This window comes from Cryobacterium sp. PH29-G1, assembly GCF_030063365.1.
Classification (GTDB): Bacteria; Actinomycetota; Actinomycetes; order Actinomycetales; family Microbacteriaceae; genus Cryobacterium.
Window position 1 is genome coordinate 17,434 of the sequence record NZ_JASISY010000002.1, and the last position, 14,661, is coordinate 32,094.

Genomic DNA, 14,661 nt, shown 5'->3' on the forward strand with positions numbered 1-14,661 from the left:
CTCGGGCTGCGTGGCTTTCTGCTAAAGTAAATGGCTGGCCATTCTGGCCATTCAACTTGTCGTCTCTGGCGGCGGGGCCCAACAATCGAACAGCACTGTGACCAGTTACAAGTCTGTTCACCAGAAGTGCAAAAGGAAATTTTCATGAAGTCTGACATCCACCCCGAGTACGCTGCCGTCGTGTTCCGCGACCTCGCCTCCGGCGCGACCTTCCTGACTCGTTCGACCGTCTCCAGCAAGAAGACCGTCGAGCTGGACGGAACCACGTACCCCGTCATCGACGTGGAAATCTCCTCCGAGTCGCACCCGTTCTACACGGGCAAGCAGCGCATCATGGACTCGGCCGGACGCGTCGAGAAGTTCAACTCGCGTTACAAGGGCTTCGGTAAATAGCACCGGGTTCTGTACTTCTGGGTACTTACTACCCGGTTTATTTACTAAAAAGGCGACCAGCCGAGGCTGGTCGCCTTTTTTGTACCCACATTGCGGGTACTGGTATTGCTGAAAGCGGCGCTGCTGGGCTGATGCCCCGTAATGGACCGGTCAGCGCTGCGGCCAAGCGGTATCGGCCTGGAACTCGGGGTCGCGTCCGCGCCGCATGTAGTCCTGAAAACTTTCGGCCTGCTGGCGATACCAGGTGACTTGCAGGGCGTGCATTTCGTCGAGGCTGGCGGGCAGAGCGCCTTCGTGTGCGCGGTGGATCGCCTGCGCCACCCGACCGGCCGCGATCGCGTCGGCTCCGGCATCGTGGGCGTCGTCGAGACTGACGCCATAGAACGCACTCGTCACCTCGAGGGTGCGTTTGCCCTTGCGATACTTGTCAACGGCCTTGTCGATCACCAGCGGATCAACAATCGGGCTGGGCGAGACCAACGGGGCGACGCCATAGCGCACAGCTTCACGGTCGAGCAGGGTGAGGTCGTACGGCGCGTTGTACGCCACGATTGGCAGGCCATCGCTCAGATGCCCGCGCAGCGCCGTGACGATTTCGGCGACCGCCTCCGCAGCGACCCGCCCGTGCTCGACGGCATGTTGTGTCGTGATGCCATGCACGTTGGTGGCCCCGGCTGGAATATCCACTCCTGGATCAACGAGCCAGTCGATACGCTCCACGGCCGTGCCGCTGGCATCGAGTACGGCGACGGTGGCCGAGACAATGCGGCAGGTCTCCACGTCGATACCAGTGGTTTCAAGGTCGAATACGGCGAGATGATCGCTCCAGGTGCTCATACTTCCACCCTAGGGCCGACCACCGACAGAGCTTTGCAGTCCCAGCCCCGCCGCTATCGGTCCCGGCCGGATGGCTCATAGCCCCGCGACACCGGCCCGGATCGGGTCAGAGGGTGATGCGACGATTGATGACGTTCTCGGCGCTCTCCCGCATGGTGCGGTTGTGCGCCCGGGCATCCGCACGCAGCCGTTTGAACGCTTCGTCCATGTCGACCGTGCTGATCTGGGCGATCACTCCCTTGGCCTGTTCAATGAGAATCCGGCTGTTCAAGGCGCGCTGCAACTGCTCGTTGACGACAGCGTCCTCGCGAATGGTGCGTTCCTGCAAGATGCTGATGGTCGCCACATCGGCCATGGCCTGACCGATGGCGGCGTCTTCGGGGCTCACGTCGCCGGTATCGGTGCGAAACAGGTTGAGCGCCCCGATGGCGCGATGGCGCACACGCATCGGGATGGCGTGCACCGAACGAAACCCCTGCGACAGCGCGGCGGCGGCGAAATCCGGGTAGGAATCGCTGTATGCGGCGATATCGCCGAGGGTGACGACCGTGCCGCTGAGATAGCAGTCGACGCACGGACCCGCGCCGGCCTGCTGCTGCAAAACCTCCACCAGATAGCTTTCCTCGCTCGTGGAGGCGACAACCTGGAGCTCCCCACCGGGGTCGGCCAAGAGGAGACCGGCCGCCGTGGCGTCGAGTAATTCGACACATTCCTCCACCAGGGTGTGCAAAACGTCGAGAACGTCGTAATCGCCCACCAGGGTGTCCGTCAATTTCACGAATGCGGCGCTCACCTTTGAGGCGCGAGTCTGAGTGGCCATAAATAGAGTCTAAATTGAATTCGCGATAATATTTCAGATTCTTAGCTGATAACCAGACGCCGGGCTACGACATCGCTGGCCACGGCGCGAACGGTGCGCCCGTGTGCAAAGGCGTGCGCCCGCAGCAGAAGCAGTGCATTCGTCGGCGTGACGTTCATTTGCACCAGCACCATCCCGGTGGCTTGATGAATCTCCCGGCGCGACAGTGGCGATCCCGCGCTTTTTGCTTCCATCGGCTCCGCGTCCGGTGGGTCTGTGTTCGCCGTCTCCTGCAGCCGAAGCAGCCGATCGAGGAGGTTCCACGCGGTCTCGTTGGCCATGACGCGCGCTTTGGCTCGTTCGTTCCGATTGAGCGCTTCCGGGGTCGTGCTGTAGAGCTCCACGATCCCAATGTCGACCGCTCCGAGGGTGAGTGGAAAAACGTAGAGCGCTGCGACCGCGGTGTGCATGAGCTCCGCGTGAAAGACCGGCCAGAGCGGATGTGCGCCCTCGCGTACTCGAGGTTCCAGCACCGGGAGGCGGGAACGCACGGCATCCCAGCGCGGGCCCTCACCGAGATCGAACTGCAGTTCATCGAGGCGAGCGGCGAGATCATCGGTGGCGCATACGATCGTTTCGGGCACCGCCCCACCGAAAACAGATACTGCGGCACCGTTCACGGGCAGCTCACTGAGAAAACGGGCGCAGAACACCCCGTCTTCAACTCCACCATCCGAGTGCGACCATTCCGCCACGATCGACCGGCCTCCAGACCCTGGGCGATTGCTTGCTTAGCCCAAGACTACGTCGTGGACGGGGCCGCGCCGCAGAAGATTCTCGGCACCGCCACAGAATCGGCCATCAGGCGTCGGCGTCACCACGTGATCAGCCGCAGTGCAACCAATAGAAGCTTTGAGCACCGAGAGTGAGGGTGAGGGAGCCCTCCGCATCGAAACTCGGAAAGACGGCACCGCCGAACAGGTCGTACAGCCGGGTTCCGGCCATCTCGACATCGTCGATGGTGAATGCGACCGGGTTGTGCGAAAAGCTGAAGACGCACAGCACGGTTTCGGGCTGGTCGCCGAACATGGAGCCGGAGCCGGGATAGCTTCGCGTGAACACGAGCACCGATTCATGGTTGGTCTTCAGCACGCGGATGGCGCCCAGCCCAAAGGTCGGATGGGCCTTGCGCACGTGAATCACGTTTCGAATCCAGTGGAGGAGTGAACCAGACTGGGCCAGCTGCGATTCCACATTGGTCTGCGTGAAGTTGTAGACGAGGGACTGCACGATGGGCAGGAACAGCTTTCCGGGATCGGCATCAGAGAAGCCGGCGTTGCGGTCGGGGGTCCACTGCATGGGTGTGCGCGAACTGTCCCGGTCGGGCAGCCAAATATTATCGCCCATACCGATCTCGTCGCCGTAGTACAGAAACGGACTGCCCGGAAGGGCGAACAATAAAGCGTGGGCCAGCTCCAACTCGGACCGGGAATTATCCAGCAACGGTGCCAGGCGCCGACGGATGCCGATATTGGCGCGCATCCTCGGGTCGTAGGCGTACCAGCCGTACATGGCTTGGCGGTATTCCTCGCTGACCATCTCCAGGGTGAGCTCGTCGTGGTTGCGCAAAAACACACCCCAGCCGGCGCCTTCGGGAATATCGGTTGTTTCAGAGAGCACGCGCACGAGCTCGTTGGCTTGCTGGGAACGCAGGGAATAGAAAATACGCGGCATCACTGGAAAGTCGAATGCCATGTGGCATTCCGGTTCTTCTTCCGTACCGAAGAAGGCGGCGACCTCGCGCGGCCACTGGTTGGCTTCCGCGATCATGACCCGTCCGGGGTATTCCCGATCAACCATGGCACGCAGCCGTTTGACGAACTCGTGGGTCAGCGGCTCACCCTCGCCGTTGCCCTCCTCTGACTCGAACAGATAGGGGATTGCATCGAGTCGAAAGCCATCGACGCCCAGGTCCATCCAGAACCGCACAACGTCGAAGATGCCCTCCTGTACGGCCGGGTTCTCGAAGTTGAGGTCGGGCTGATGGGAGAAGAAGCGGTGAAAGAAGAACTGTCGACGCACGGGGTCGAAGGCCCAGTTTGATTCTTCGGTGTCGGTGAAGATAATGCGAATGTTGGGGTACCGTTCGTCGGTATCGCTCCAGACATAGAAGTCTCCGTAAGGCCCGTCCGGGTCTTCGCGGGACTGCTGGAACCACTCGTGTTGGTCTGAGGTATGGTTCAGCGGAAAATCGATCACGATGCGCATATTGCGTTCGTGCGCTTTCGTGACAAGGTCCTTGAACTCCTCCAGGGTGCCGAATTCTGGCAGAATCGTGCGGTAGTCCGACACGTCATAGCCGCCGTCTTTGAGCGGCGAGTTGAAGAACGGCGGAATCCACAGGGCATCGATGCCGAGCCATTGCAGGTAGTCGAGCTTGGATACCAGGCCGGACAGGTCGCCATTGCCGTCACCATTGCTATCGACGAAGGAGCGCACCATCACCTCATAGAAGACGGCGCGGCGATACCACCGCGGATCAAGGGCCAAACCGGGCAACTGAATGGGTGCGGTAAAGCTCACGGCTTTCCTTCCGTCCCGGCTAAGGGCTCTCTTGACGCATTGGGTGGCTAGAGTCTAGATCGACCACCCCGGGGTACGTCCAGCCTTGCGCACGTGTCGCGCCTAAACTAGGGCCGATGATCGTTTCTTCTCCCTACGACAAGCTCCTGGAGCGTCTGCCGGTACGCGAACTCACCGCAACCGTTCCCGACCTGCACGGATCGAGCAGTGACACGCGGTACTGGCAATACGGCGACCCGTGCGCAGCCACCACCCTCGTGCTCGTGCACGGTTTTCGAGGCGATCACCACGGCCTGCAACTGGTCGTGGCCGAGCTGCTCGGCGACGACACAAACCCGACAGATTTGCGTATCGTGGCACCCGATCTGCCGGGTTTCGGAGAGTCAGCGCCGCTGGCGGACGGTGTGCACTCTCTGGCCGGCTACTCGCGCTGGCTTCAGGAATTCATCGGAGTGCTTGCCCCGACCGGGCGTTTAGTCGTGCTGGGTCACTCCTTCGGTTCGATCGTGGTCGCTGCGGCCGTGGCCGAGGGCCTCGAAGCCGACGACGTCATTCTCGTCAATCCGATTGCCGCGCCCGCACTGTCCGGGCCGCGCGGCGTGTTGACCAGGCTGGCCGTGTTCTATTACTGGGCCGCTGCGACCCTGCCGGAACGCTGGGGCTACGCCCTGCTGCAGAACCGGGCCATCGTGCGCATCATGAGTGTGAGCATGGCCAAGACCCACGATGGCGATCTGCGGCGGTGGATCCATAACCAGCACGATCGCTACTTCAGCGACTTCGCCAACCGTCAGGTCGTGATGGCGGCCTTCACCGCCTCGGTGAGTCACGACGTCAGCGAATTCGCTGCGCGCATTCGGCAGCCCACCCTTCTGATCGCCGCCGATAGGGATGACATCACGCCGCTCGCGGCGCAGTATCGCTTGCAGGCGCTTTTTTCGAACGCGACCCTGCGGGTCATCGAGAACGTCGGCCACCTGATCCACTACGAAAAGCCCAAACCGGCCGCCGGGTTTATTCGGGATTTTCTCGCCGAGGAGCGACCGCTGTGAAAATCGTCATCGACTGCCGCTACGTGCGTTTCGACCACCACGACGGCATCAGCCGCTACACGGCTGGGCTGGTGACCGAGTTGGGCCGCCTGCATCCGCTCACCATGTTGATCAGTGACCATCGTCAGCTCGCAATGTTGCCGGCCCTGCCCTGGCAGCTGGTGCGGGCCCCGACCAGCCTGCTGGAACCGCTGGTGGCTCTGTCGGTCAACCGGCTGAAGCCCGATGTTGTGTTTAGTCCGATGCAGACGATGGGCTCCTGGGGGCGCAACTACCGGTTGTTCCTGACCGTGCACGACCTGATCTACTATCGCAATCGCACACCCCCACGTGATCTCTCCCCGTTTATCCGGTTGCTTTGGCGCGTTTACCACCTGTCGTGGTGGCCACAGCGGATGCTGTTGAACGGCGCTGACGGCATCGTGACGGTATCCGAAACCACGCGTTCGCTGCTGATCGAGCACAACCTCACCCGACGTCCGATCACGGTGGTCCCGAATTCCGCCGATACCGTACCGGGTACACTCGCTCACCGGAGTATTCCAGAGACCACCCGGCTGATCTACATGGGTTCCTTCATGCCGTACAAGAACCTGGACACGCTCGTGCTGGCTCTGGCTGACCTGCCGGAATACGAACTGCATTTGCTCAGCCGGGTGTCGGCGACCGAACGTGCGCGGCTGGCGCGGCTGGCACCTCAGGCTCGTCTCGTTTTTCACAACGGTGTCACCGATGACGAATACCACCGGCTGCTGCGCTCGGCGACCGCGCTCGTCACCGCTTCGCTCGATGAGGGCTTTGGAATTCCCCTGGTCGAGGCGATGCACCTCGGCATCCCCGTCGTGGTCAGCGATATCCCCATCTTTCGTGAAATCGGAGCTGACGCCGCCCTGTATTTCGATCCGCACAGTGCGCAGGCTCTGGCTGACGCCGTGCGTGAGCTGGCGGTTCCGGGGGAGTGGGCAGACCGATCGGCCCGGTCGATCGACCAGGCCGCCCGATTCACCTGGGCGGCCTCGGCCCGCACCCTGCTCGCCGCCCTGCAGCCCCGGTAGCCGCTTCTCTCCTTGCCCGGGCCCGGGCCCGGAAACTGGGCCCGGGATAGATCATGGGCCCGGTTGCACAACATGGGCCCGGCCGGCAGGTAGGGCCGGGCCCGGCTAGTAGCGCCAGGTCCGTTACGGGAGATCAGACGCCGGGCTTCAGAGCAGGGGGGAGCCGGGGGCGCCTCCGCGGTCGCCCGGGCTGCGCGTCGTGGCGTCGAAGTGGGTCAGCAGGAGTTGATCGTTTTTCCAACAAAAATCATGCACGGACCCGTTGGCGATGAATTCACCGTGACGAGGCCGTTCGCCTGCCGTGACGTGGCGCAACAGCGTGCCGATGATCCCGCCGTGGCTGAGCACCAGGACGCATTGGCCGGCCCGGCCCACCGACAGTGTCGCGAGGGCTGCCAGGACCCGATCGACGACGTCGCGTCGAGTTTCCAACCCGGGAACGGCCACGCCGTCGGGAAATTGGAGTTGCCGCTCGGTAAACGTGAGTCCTTCGATGGCGCCGTGGTGGCGTTCCGTGAGCGCCGGAACAACCTCTGGGTCATTCAAACCGAGCTCTGTCGCGATGATGCGGGCTGATTCCGCCGCGCGAAGCAGGGGACTGGTGACTATGGTGTCCCAGCGCCTGCTCTGGAGGCGTTCCGCCGCGGCGGCCGCTTCGGCGCGCCCCGTCGCGTTGAGCGGAATGTCCGTGCTGCCCTGGATCCGGTGGTGCAGGTTCCAATCGGTCTGGCCGTGACGCACGATGGAGAACGTTGTTGTGGCTGAAAGACGAGATTCGGCGGTCATCGGCGCTACGGCGGCCAAGCGATTCAGCCCAGCAGTCGTACGGTCAGCGCTGCGAGGGTTTCGGATGTTCCCGCTTCAAGTTTGTGCAACGCCCGCCCGTCGCCTTTGGTCACGCCACGGTTGATGACGATGATCGGCATTTTTCGGCGGCGAGCCTGCTCCACCAAGCGGATGCCGGAGTTGACCGCCAGCGACGATCCGGCCACGATGAGTGCATCGGCGCCCTGAACGAGTGCGGATGCCTCGTGAAAGATTTCGGTCGGGACCAGCTCGCCAAAGAACACGACGTTGGGCTTGAGCATGCCGCCACAAACCGTGCAGGCCGGCACCACGAAATCATCGATATTTCCCACGTCGGCGTCGCCGTCGGGAGCGATCCGAATACTCTCCGGCGAGCGAAGAACGGGGTTGTCGCTTTCGAGCCGTGCCGCAATGCTGTCGCGGCCAAAGGCCTGACCACAAGTTAGACAGATCACGCGGTCGAGGGAGCCGTGCAGCTCGACCACGTGGCGGGAACCAGCGCGGGTGTGCAGGCCATCGACGTTCTGGGTGATCACACCGGCAATCGCGCCCGCGTTTTCCAGTTGCGTCAGCGACCGATGTCCGAGGTTCGGCTCCGCGTTGCGGAAGACCCGCCAGCCCAGGTGGCTGCCGGCCCAATAGCGCTTGCGAGATCGTTCGTCGGCGACAAAGGTCTGAAAAGTCATCGGGGTGCGTGTCGGTGCTCCCTCGCCGCGATAGTCCGGAATGCCGGAATCGGTACTGAGGCCGGCACCGGTGAGGACGGCGGCACGTTTATCGCGAAGCAGCGTGGCGACAGCATCCACTGCTCGCTCGGAATCGAGGGCGACCGCGGAGGCGAGCGCGGCGGTGGCGTCGGGATCGTCCGTCGGTTCCAACGCGTCGACAAACACCGTGTCACTGGGCAGAGTCGAGTCGGCGGTCATCGGCGCTCCTTTCGCGCAAGGGGCGAGCAGAAAGGGATGCTCGTCCCTTGATTCTAAACTCGTCTGTTTTCCGGTTTGACTACCCACCTGTCAGGCTTGAGCTCAATCACTCTTTTGGAAGGCACCTTTTCGTGCAGATCATCCGCATTACCGACCTGTCCAGTGCGGGTCTTGCCGACTATTCGCGTTTGACCGACGTTGCGCTCCGTCGAGTAGTGGAACCGGCTGGCGGTCTGTATATCGCTGAGTCGCCCAAGGTCATTGCCCGGGCGCTGAACGCCGGGCACCGGCCCCGATCATTGCTAATCCAGGAACAGTGGATGCTCGACGCCGAACGGCTGCTGGCGGACTGGCCAGACGTTCCGGTGTATGTCGGTGATGCTGGTGTGCTGGAACAGCTCACCGGCTACAACATGCACCGCGGCGCACTCGCGGCCATGCACCGGCCGGCACTGGAGCCGGTCGAGGCGCTCCTGGCCCGTGCCCGCCGCATCGTGATTCTCGAAGACATCGTTGACCACACCAATGTCGGCGCTATTTTTCGTTCCGTTGCCGGGCTCGGTGCCGACGCGGTACTGATCACGCCGCGCTGCGCCGACCCGTTGTACCGTCGCAGTGTGCGCGTGAGCATGGGCACCGTGTTGCAGGTACCCTGGACTCGGCTGCCGGAGTGGAGCGTGGCTGCGCCGCTGTTGCACGCGGCGGGCTTTCACCTGGCCGCCCTGGCGTTGGTGGACAACGCAGTTTCTCTGGACCAGTTCGCTGAGGCACCGCCCGAACGACTCGCCATCATTCTCGGTGCCGAAGGCGACGGGCTCAGCCAGCATGCCCTTCAGGCCGCCGACACGGTCGTGACGATTCCGATGCTGCACGGCGTTGACTCACTCAACGTCGCGTCCGCCAGCGCGGTCGCGCTGTACGCCCTGCGCGTTCGTCCGTAAAAATCCGGTGTTGCCAGCACGGTTTGGCCCGACGATGAAGTTAGGCTGAACGAATGTCTCCCTCCCGGCGTGTCGTCCTCCGACGAAGGCGGATCACCGTCTTCAGCATTCTGCTCATCGTGCTCGTTGGGGTCGGCTATATCGGCGCCACGAATCTGGCTCCCGTGCCGGCGAGCGCCGCTACCCTCGAGCAGCCCGCCGCGCTGACCCAGCCGGTCGCCGCGCCGGTCTGGCCGGGCTTCGGCGAGAGTGCGATTGGCGCGGTCGGATTTCCCGGCGTGCTGGCCTCAAGCGGCGAGCAGCAGACCGTTCCGATCGCGAGCATCACCAAAATGGTCACCGCCCTGGTCATCCTCGATGCGAAACCACTCGGGGCCGGAGAGGACGGACCGTCGATCACGTTCACCGACGCGGATGTCGACATTTACTACGACGTGATCGCCGAGAACGGTTCGGTCGCACCCGTGGTATCCGGCATGGTGCTCACCCAACGCGAGGCTTTCGAAGCCATGCTGTTGCCCTCAGCCAACAACTATGCAACCTCCCTCGCCGTGTGGGCGTACGGCTCCAAGGATCTCTACCTGGCGGCAGCACAGTCCTGGCTGGCAGCCAACGGCCTGACCCAGACCACCGTGGCCGACACGAGTGGCCTGTCAGCATCGAGTGTGAGCAGCCCGGCGAACCTCGTGGAACTGGGCAAACTCGTCGTCGGCCACCCCGCCCTCGCCGAAATCGTTGCCCTCCAGTCGGCGGTGCTTCCCGTCATCGGAACGGTCACCAACACGAATAAGCTTCTCGGCCGCGACGGTGTCGACGGGATCAAGACCGGGACCACGGATGTTGCCGGTGCCTGCCTGCTGTTCTCGACCGATTTCACGGTTGGTACCAGCACGGTCACCATGGTCGGAGTTGTCCTCGGCGGTGACACGCACACCGAAGTCAACGCCGCGATCGCGTCCCTGATTGACAGCGTGAAGCCCGGTTTTCACGAGGTAGTACTAGCCGAAGAAGGGGCCGTCTTCGGCAGCTACACGACGCCGTGGGGCGACCTGAGCGATATCGTCGCCGAACGGGCGGCATCCGCGCTGGTCTGGTCGGACTCACCGATCACGGGCGCTGTGACGGCCGCCGATGTGCAGTTGGGCCGAGCCGGCGACGAGGTGGGGGAGGTGTCCTTCACGATTGGCACGGAAGCGCCGACAACCGTCACGGTGCCACTCGAGCTCCAAGAAAACATTATCGATCCCGGGCCGGCTTGGCGCATGGGGCACCCCGGCGAGCTCGCGGCCGGCTGATCCGCGCCTGATCCACCCGGCTGGTCCGTCAGGTCAGACCGGCGGAATAGTGAAGGGGCCGGCTTCGGGCCGTTTGGGCAGCACGTGGTCGCCGGAAGACTGGTGCCGCACCCGGCGCAGCACCCAGGGCACGAGGTATTCTCGCGCCCACGCGAGGTCTTCGGTGCGGGCTTGACGCCAGTTGGTGCCGGGCATCGGTTCTGGCTCACTCGGTGCGAGGGAATTCTTCACGTTGAGCGTCTGCAACACCATTCGTGCCACGGTATGGTGCCCGAGCGCGTTCAGGTGCAACCGGTCGGGGGACCACATTCGCGGGTCCTGGATTTCGGTCAGCTGCCACATGTCGGCCACGATACAGTCGTGCTTCGTGGCGATGGCCCGCAGGTTCTCGTTGTAGATCGCGACTTTGCCGCGAATGCTGCGAAAGACGGGGGAGAAGCCCACGTCGGCGCCGGTAAACAAGACGATCGTCGCGCCGTCCCGGCTTAGCTGGGAAATGGCGTCGTCACAGCGCGCTGCGATGAAGTCCGGGTCGGTACCGGGACGGATCACGTCATTGCCGCCGGCCGAAATGGTGATCAAGTCCGGGCGGAGGGCGAGAGCCGGTGCAATCTGTTCGTCGGTGATCTGGCGGATTAGTTTGCCGCGCACGGCAAGGTTGGCGTAGGCGAAATCCTCGGTGCCGTCGCTCAGAATTTCGGCAACACGATCAGCCCACCCCCGGTGCCCGCCGGGGCTCTGCTGTTCAGGATCGCCGATGCCCTCGGTGAACGAATCCCCCAGTGCGACGTAGCGGGACCATGGATGTTGTTGCTTCGTCATCGACCCATTCTGCCGGAACACCCCGGGGCGGGGCGAACCCGGCGCGAGCGAACGTCGGTGGGCTTTGGTAGATTTGTCAGAAGTGAATACTCCATCGGTTTTCGGTCCCGCTCAGGGAACGAGTGCAGCCGAACACCTGTCGCCGTCCTTTCCCGAGCGCGCGGCGTGGGGCACCGCCGGAAAGCTGCGCGCCTGGCAGGCCGAGGCGCTCGAAGCCTATTTTGTGCACGAGCCCCGCGATTTTCTGGCCGCAGCAACCCCCGGCGCCGGCAAGACCACGTTCGCCCTGCGGCTCGCTGCCGAGCTGCGCTCGCGCCGGACCATCGATCGCATTACCGTCGTCGCCCCCACCGAGCATCTGAAGAACCAGTGGGCGGATGCAGCGGCGCGCGCGGGTATCCGCCTCGATCCGATGTTCAAGAACGCCGACCGCAGCTACGGCAGTCATTACCACGGGGTTGTCGTGACCTACGCCCAGGTGGCCGCCCGGGCTGCGCTGCACAAACAGCTCACCGAATCGAGCCGCACCCTCGTCATCCTGGATGAGATTCACCACGGGGGAGACGCCCTGAGCTGGGGCGATGCGATCCGCGAGGCTTTCGGCCCGGCCACCCGCCGGCTGTCGCTGACCGGAACCCCGTTTCGTTCCGACACCGCACCCATTCCGTTTGTCAGTTATTTGCCCGACAAACACGGCATCCGCATGTCGCAGAGCGACTACTCCTACGGATACGGCCGCGCGCTCGCTGACGGCGTAGTTCGCCCCGTGATGTTCATGGTCTACGCCGGGCATATGAAGTGGCGCACCCGGGCCGGAGATGAGATGGAGGCCAAGCTCGGCGAGGGTAACACCAAGGACATCACCAGCCAGGCCTGGCGCACCGCACTCGAGCCCAGCGGCCAGTGGATACCCTCTGTGCTGCGCGCCGCGAATTCCCGACTGACCGAGGTGCGGCACGGCATCCCGGATGCGGGTGGTCTCGTTATTGCCACCGACCAGACCACCGCACGCGCTTACGCGGTCATTCTGGAAGACATTTGTGGCGAACCGGTGACCGTCGTGCTCTCCGACGAGAAGGAGGCGAGCGATCGCATCGACGAGTTCTCCAAGAACACTCGCCGCTGGATGGTCGCAGTTCGCATGGTGTCGGAGGGGGTGGATGTCCCCCGTCTCGCTGTGGGCGTGTACGCGACGAGCGCGGCGACCCCGCTTTACTTCGCCCAGGCGATCGGCCGATTCGTGCGAGCCCGTCGGCGCGGCGAGACGGCATCCATTTTTCTCCCGAACGTGCCGGGGCTGCTCAGCCTCGCCAATGCCCTCGAACTGGAACGAGACCACGCCCTCGACCGAAGCAACCGTGAAGACGGCGACGACGGAATGTACAACCCCGAAGACGCCATGGTCGCCGCGGCCAATAAAGAAGACAAAGCCTCCGACGAGCTCGGCCAGGACGATTTCACCTGGCAGGCCCTCGACTCCCAGGCCACCTTCGACATGGTCATGTTCGACGGTGACGAATTCGGCGAGCTCGCCGAGCCCGGAACCGACGAAGAATTCGACTTCATTGGTATCCCGGGCCTGCTCGAGCCGGAGCAGGTCTCGGAATTGCTTCGGCAGCGTCAGTCTCGGCAGTCCAAACGTTCCACCGACAAGCGCAAAGACCCGGTGACCGGTGAGGTCGCCCCGCTCGAGCCGCCGCCGCTGTATCGCACTCTCAAGGAACAGCGCACGTTGCTATCCAGCCTCGTGGGGATGTGGTCCAAACTGGCCAACGAACCGCACGGCATGATCCACGCCGAATTGCGACGACTCTGCGGCGGTCCGGCCGTCGCCCAGGCCAGTGTCACGCAGCTGCAAATGCGCATTGACCTGCTTCGCCGCCGCCTGGGCCGCAGCTAGACGGGAGTTTTCTCCGACCCGCTGTCGGTCCCAGTGTTCACCGGCACTCGGGCGACCAGCAGGGCGGTGAGAATATCGTCCATCAGATCGTCAACGTGTTCCAATCCGATGGACAGGCGCACAATGCCGGCGGCGGGGCGCGCGTCGGCCGCTACCGGTCGGTGCGTGAGCGAAGCCGGATGCTGCACCAAAGAATCGACGCCACCGAGCGATACGGCGTGCGTGATCAGCCGGAGGGCCTCGGTGAAGCGTTCGGCCGCCGCATAGCCGCCGAGATCCAGCGCCAGGAGCGATCCAGCGCCGGCGCACTGGCGCCCGATCAGACCCAGCGGGTCCTGGCCGGGCAGACCGGGATAGAGCACGCGTACCAGTGCGGGGTGCTCGGATAGCCGGCTCGCAATGTCCCCGGCCGTGGCTTGTTGAGCTCGCACCCGCACCGGCAGGGTGCGCAGGCCGCGGTGCAGCAAGTACGCATTGAAGGGTTGCAGCAGTCCACCGGTGAGGGCGCGCACCTGACGCAGGCGCATCATCCAGGCCTCCGGTCCCGACACCGTTCCGCCCATGGCATCGCCGTGTCCGCCAAGAAATTTGGTCGCGCTGTGCAGCACAAGCGTGGCGCCGAATTCCAGCGGCCGCTGCAGGACCGGGGTCGCGAAGGTGTTGTCCACCAACACGGGCACGTCACCGGCGGCAGCCACGACCGCGCGAATATCGGTGAGCTCGAGTGTCGGATTGGCCGGGGTCTCCAGAATGACCAGGCCGGTATCCGAGCGGATGGCCGCCGTCACGCCGGCCAGATCGGTCCAGGTTACGGTCGTGCCGAGCAGACCGCTCGCCAGCACGTGATCCGTTCCGCCATACAACGGTCGCAGTGCCACGATATGGGGTTTCCCGGCGGTGACCGTGGCGATCAGCGTCGCGGTGAGAGCAGCCATCCCGGTGGCGAAAGCCACCGTGCCCTCGGCCTGTTCCAGCGCAGCCAGGGCCGTTTCGAACCGGGCGACCCCCGGCTGCCACAGCCGCTGGTAGACCGCGGAATCGCCGGGCCGTGGGGTGCCGCCGGTCGCGAGATTCTCGTAGGATTCACCGCCGGAGTCCACACCCTGCAGGGGATTGGTGGTCGACAAGTCGATGCCCGGAACGTGGACTCCGGCCTCGGTGAGGCCGTCCATTCCCGCATGTACGGCAAGAGTTTCAATATGTGACGACGGTGGCAGCATGTCCTCACCGAAGCAGATTCTGTGCCTTCGT

Annotated in this window: 14 protein-coding genes; 6 read left to right on the plus strand and 8 right to left on the minus strand. The window is 63.8% G+C overall.

Annotated features, from left to right (window positions below; translation table 11 throughout):
* Window positions 1-144 precede the first annotated feature (144 nt).
* Window positions 145-393 (plus strand): type B 50S ribosomal protein L31, encoded by a 249-nt coding sequence (locus QMK22_RS02500; protein WP_283496061.1) that lies wholly within the window; start codon window positions 145-147, stop codon window positions 391-393.
* Between the two features lie 150 nt (window positions 394-543).
* Here QMK22_RS02500 and QMK22_RS02505 read toward each other — a convergent pair whose 3' ends face one another.
* The 4 genes from QMK22_RS02505 to treS form a co-directional block, all read right to left on the minus strand.
* The gene (locus tag QMK22_RS02505) at window positions 544-1,230 is read right to left on the minus strand and encodes an exonuclease domain-containing protein (RefSeq protein WP_283496062.1); all 687 of its coding nucleotides are present in this window, start codon (window positions 1,228-1,230) and stop codon (window positions 544-546) included.
* A gap of 106 nt (window positions 1,231-1,336) precedes the next feature.
* On the minus strand, window positions 1,337-2,050 hold the full coding sequence (locus QMK22_RS02510) for a GAF and ANTAR domain-containing protein (protein ID WP_283496063.1): 714 nt from the start codon (window positions 2,048-2,050) through the stop codon (window positions 1,337-1,339).
* A gap of 41 nt (window positions 2,051-2,091) precedes the next feature.
* Window positions 2,092-2,784 carry a GAF and ANTAR domain-containing protein gene (locus QMK22_RS02515; protein ID WP_283496064.1) on the minus strand — a complete coding sequence of 231 codons (693 nt, stop codon included), beginning with the start codon at window positions 2,782-2,784 and terminating at the stop codon, window positions 2,092-2,094.
* Between the two features lie 130 nt (window positions 2,785-2,914).
* A complete protein-coding gene (gene treS / locus QMK22_RS02520) occupies window positions 2,915-4,612 on the minus strand; it encodes a maltose alpha-D-glucosyltransferase (protein ID WP_283496065.1) in 1,698 nt (565 codons plus the stop codon).
* 116 nt (window positions 4,613-4,728) lie between these two features.
* Between treS and QMK22_RS02525 the strand changes: the two genes are divergently transcribed.
* Window positions 4,729-5,664: an alpha/beta fold hydrolase gene (locus QMK22_RS02525; RefSeq protein ID WP_283496066.1), complete on the plus strand. Its 936-nt coding sequence runs from the start codon at window positions 4,729-4,731 to the stop codon at window positions 5,662-5,664.
* Window positions 5,661-6,719 carry a glycosyltransferase family 4 protein gene (locus QMK22_RS02530; RefSeq protein ID WP_283496067.1) on the plus strand — a complete coding sequence of 353 codons (1,059 nt, stop codon included), beginning with the start codon at window positions 5,661-5,663 and terminating at the stop codon, window positions 6,717-6,719. Before QMK22_RS02525 ends, QMK22_RS02530 begins: the two co-directional genes overlap by 4 nt.
* Before the next feature lie 147 nt (window positions 6,720-6,866).
* Here QMK22_RS02530 and QMK22_RS02535 read toward each other — a convergent pair whose 3' ends face one another.
* The gene (locus tag QMK22_RS02535; RefSeq protein WP_283496068.1) at window positions 6,867-7,505 is read right to left on the minus strand and encodes a histidine phosphatase family protein; all 639 of its coding nucleotides are present in this window, start codon (window positions 7,503-7,505) and stop codon (window positions 6,867-6,869) included.
* Between the two features lie 23 nt (window positions 7,506-7,528).
* Window positions 7,529-8,452 (minus strand): Sir2 family NAD-dependent protein deacetylase, encoded by a 924-nt coding sequence (locus QMK22_RS02540; RefSeq protein WP_283496069.1) that lies wholly within the window; start codon window positions 8,450-8,452, stop codon window positions 7,529-7,531.
* 131 nt (window positions 8,453-8,583) lie between these two features.
* Here QMK22_RS02540 and QMK22_RS02545 point away from each other — a divergent pair, with 131 nt between their 5' ends.
* Both QMK22_RS02545 and QMK22_RS02550 read left to right on the plus strand, forming a co-directional pair.
* Window positions 8,584-9,393, plus strand: a complete 810-nt coding sequence (locus QMK22_RS02545) for a TrmH family RNA methyltransferase (protein WP_283496070.1) — start codon at window positions 8,584-8,586, stop codon at window positions 9,391-9,393.
* Between the two features lie 53 nt (window positions 9,394-9,446).
* On the plus strand, window positions 9,447-10,688 hold the full coding sequence (locus QMK22_RS02550; protein WP_283496071.1) for a D-alanyl-D-alanine carboxypeptidase family protein: 1,242 nt from the start codon (window positions 9,447-9,449) through the stop codon (window positions 10,686-10,688).
* A 33-nt stretch (window positions 10,689-10,721) separates the two neighbouring features.
* Here QMK22_RS02550 and QMK22_RS02555 read toward each other — a convergent pair whose 3' ends face one another.
* On the minus strand, window positions 10,722-11,510 hold the full coding sequence (locus tag QMK22_RS02555) for an SGNH/GDSL hydrolase family protein (RefSeq protein WP_283496072.1): 789 nt from the start codon (window positions 11,508-11,510) through the stop codon (window positions 10,722-10,724).
* Window positions 11,511-11,592: 82 nt separating this feature from the next.
* Here QMK22_RS02555 and QMK22_RS02560 point away from each other — a divergent pair, with 82 nt between their 5' ends.
* The gene (locus tag QMK22_RS02560; RefSeq protein ID WP_283496073.1) at window positions 11,593-13,410 is read left to right on the plus strand and encodes a DEAD/DEAH box helicase; all 1,818 of its coding nucleotides are present in this window, start codon (window positions 11,593-11,595) and stop codon (window positions 13,408-13,410) included.
* Here QMK22_RS02560 and QMK22_RS02565 read toward each other — a convergent pair.
* A complete protein-coding gene (locus QMK22_RS02565; RefSeq protein WP_283496074.1) occupies window positions 13,407-14,630 on the minus strand; it encodes a trans-sulfuration enzyme family protein in 1,224 nt (407 codons plus the stop codon). The genes QMK22_RS02560 and QMK22_RS02565 overlap by 4 nt on opposite strands.
* Window positions 14,631-14,661: the final 31 nt, after the last annotated feature.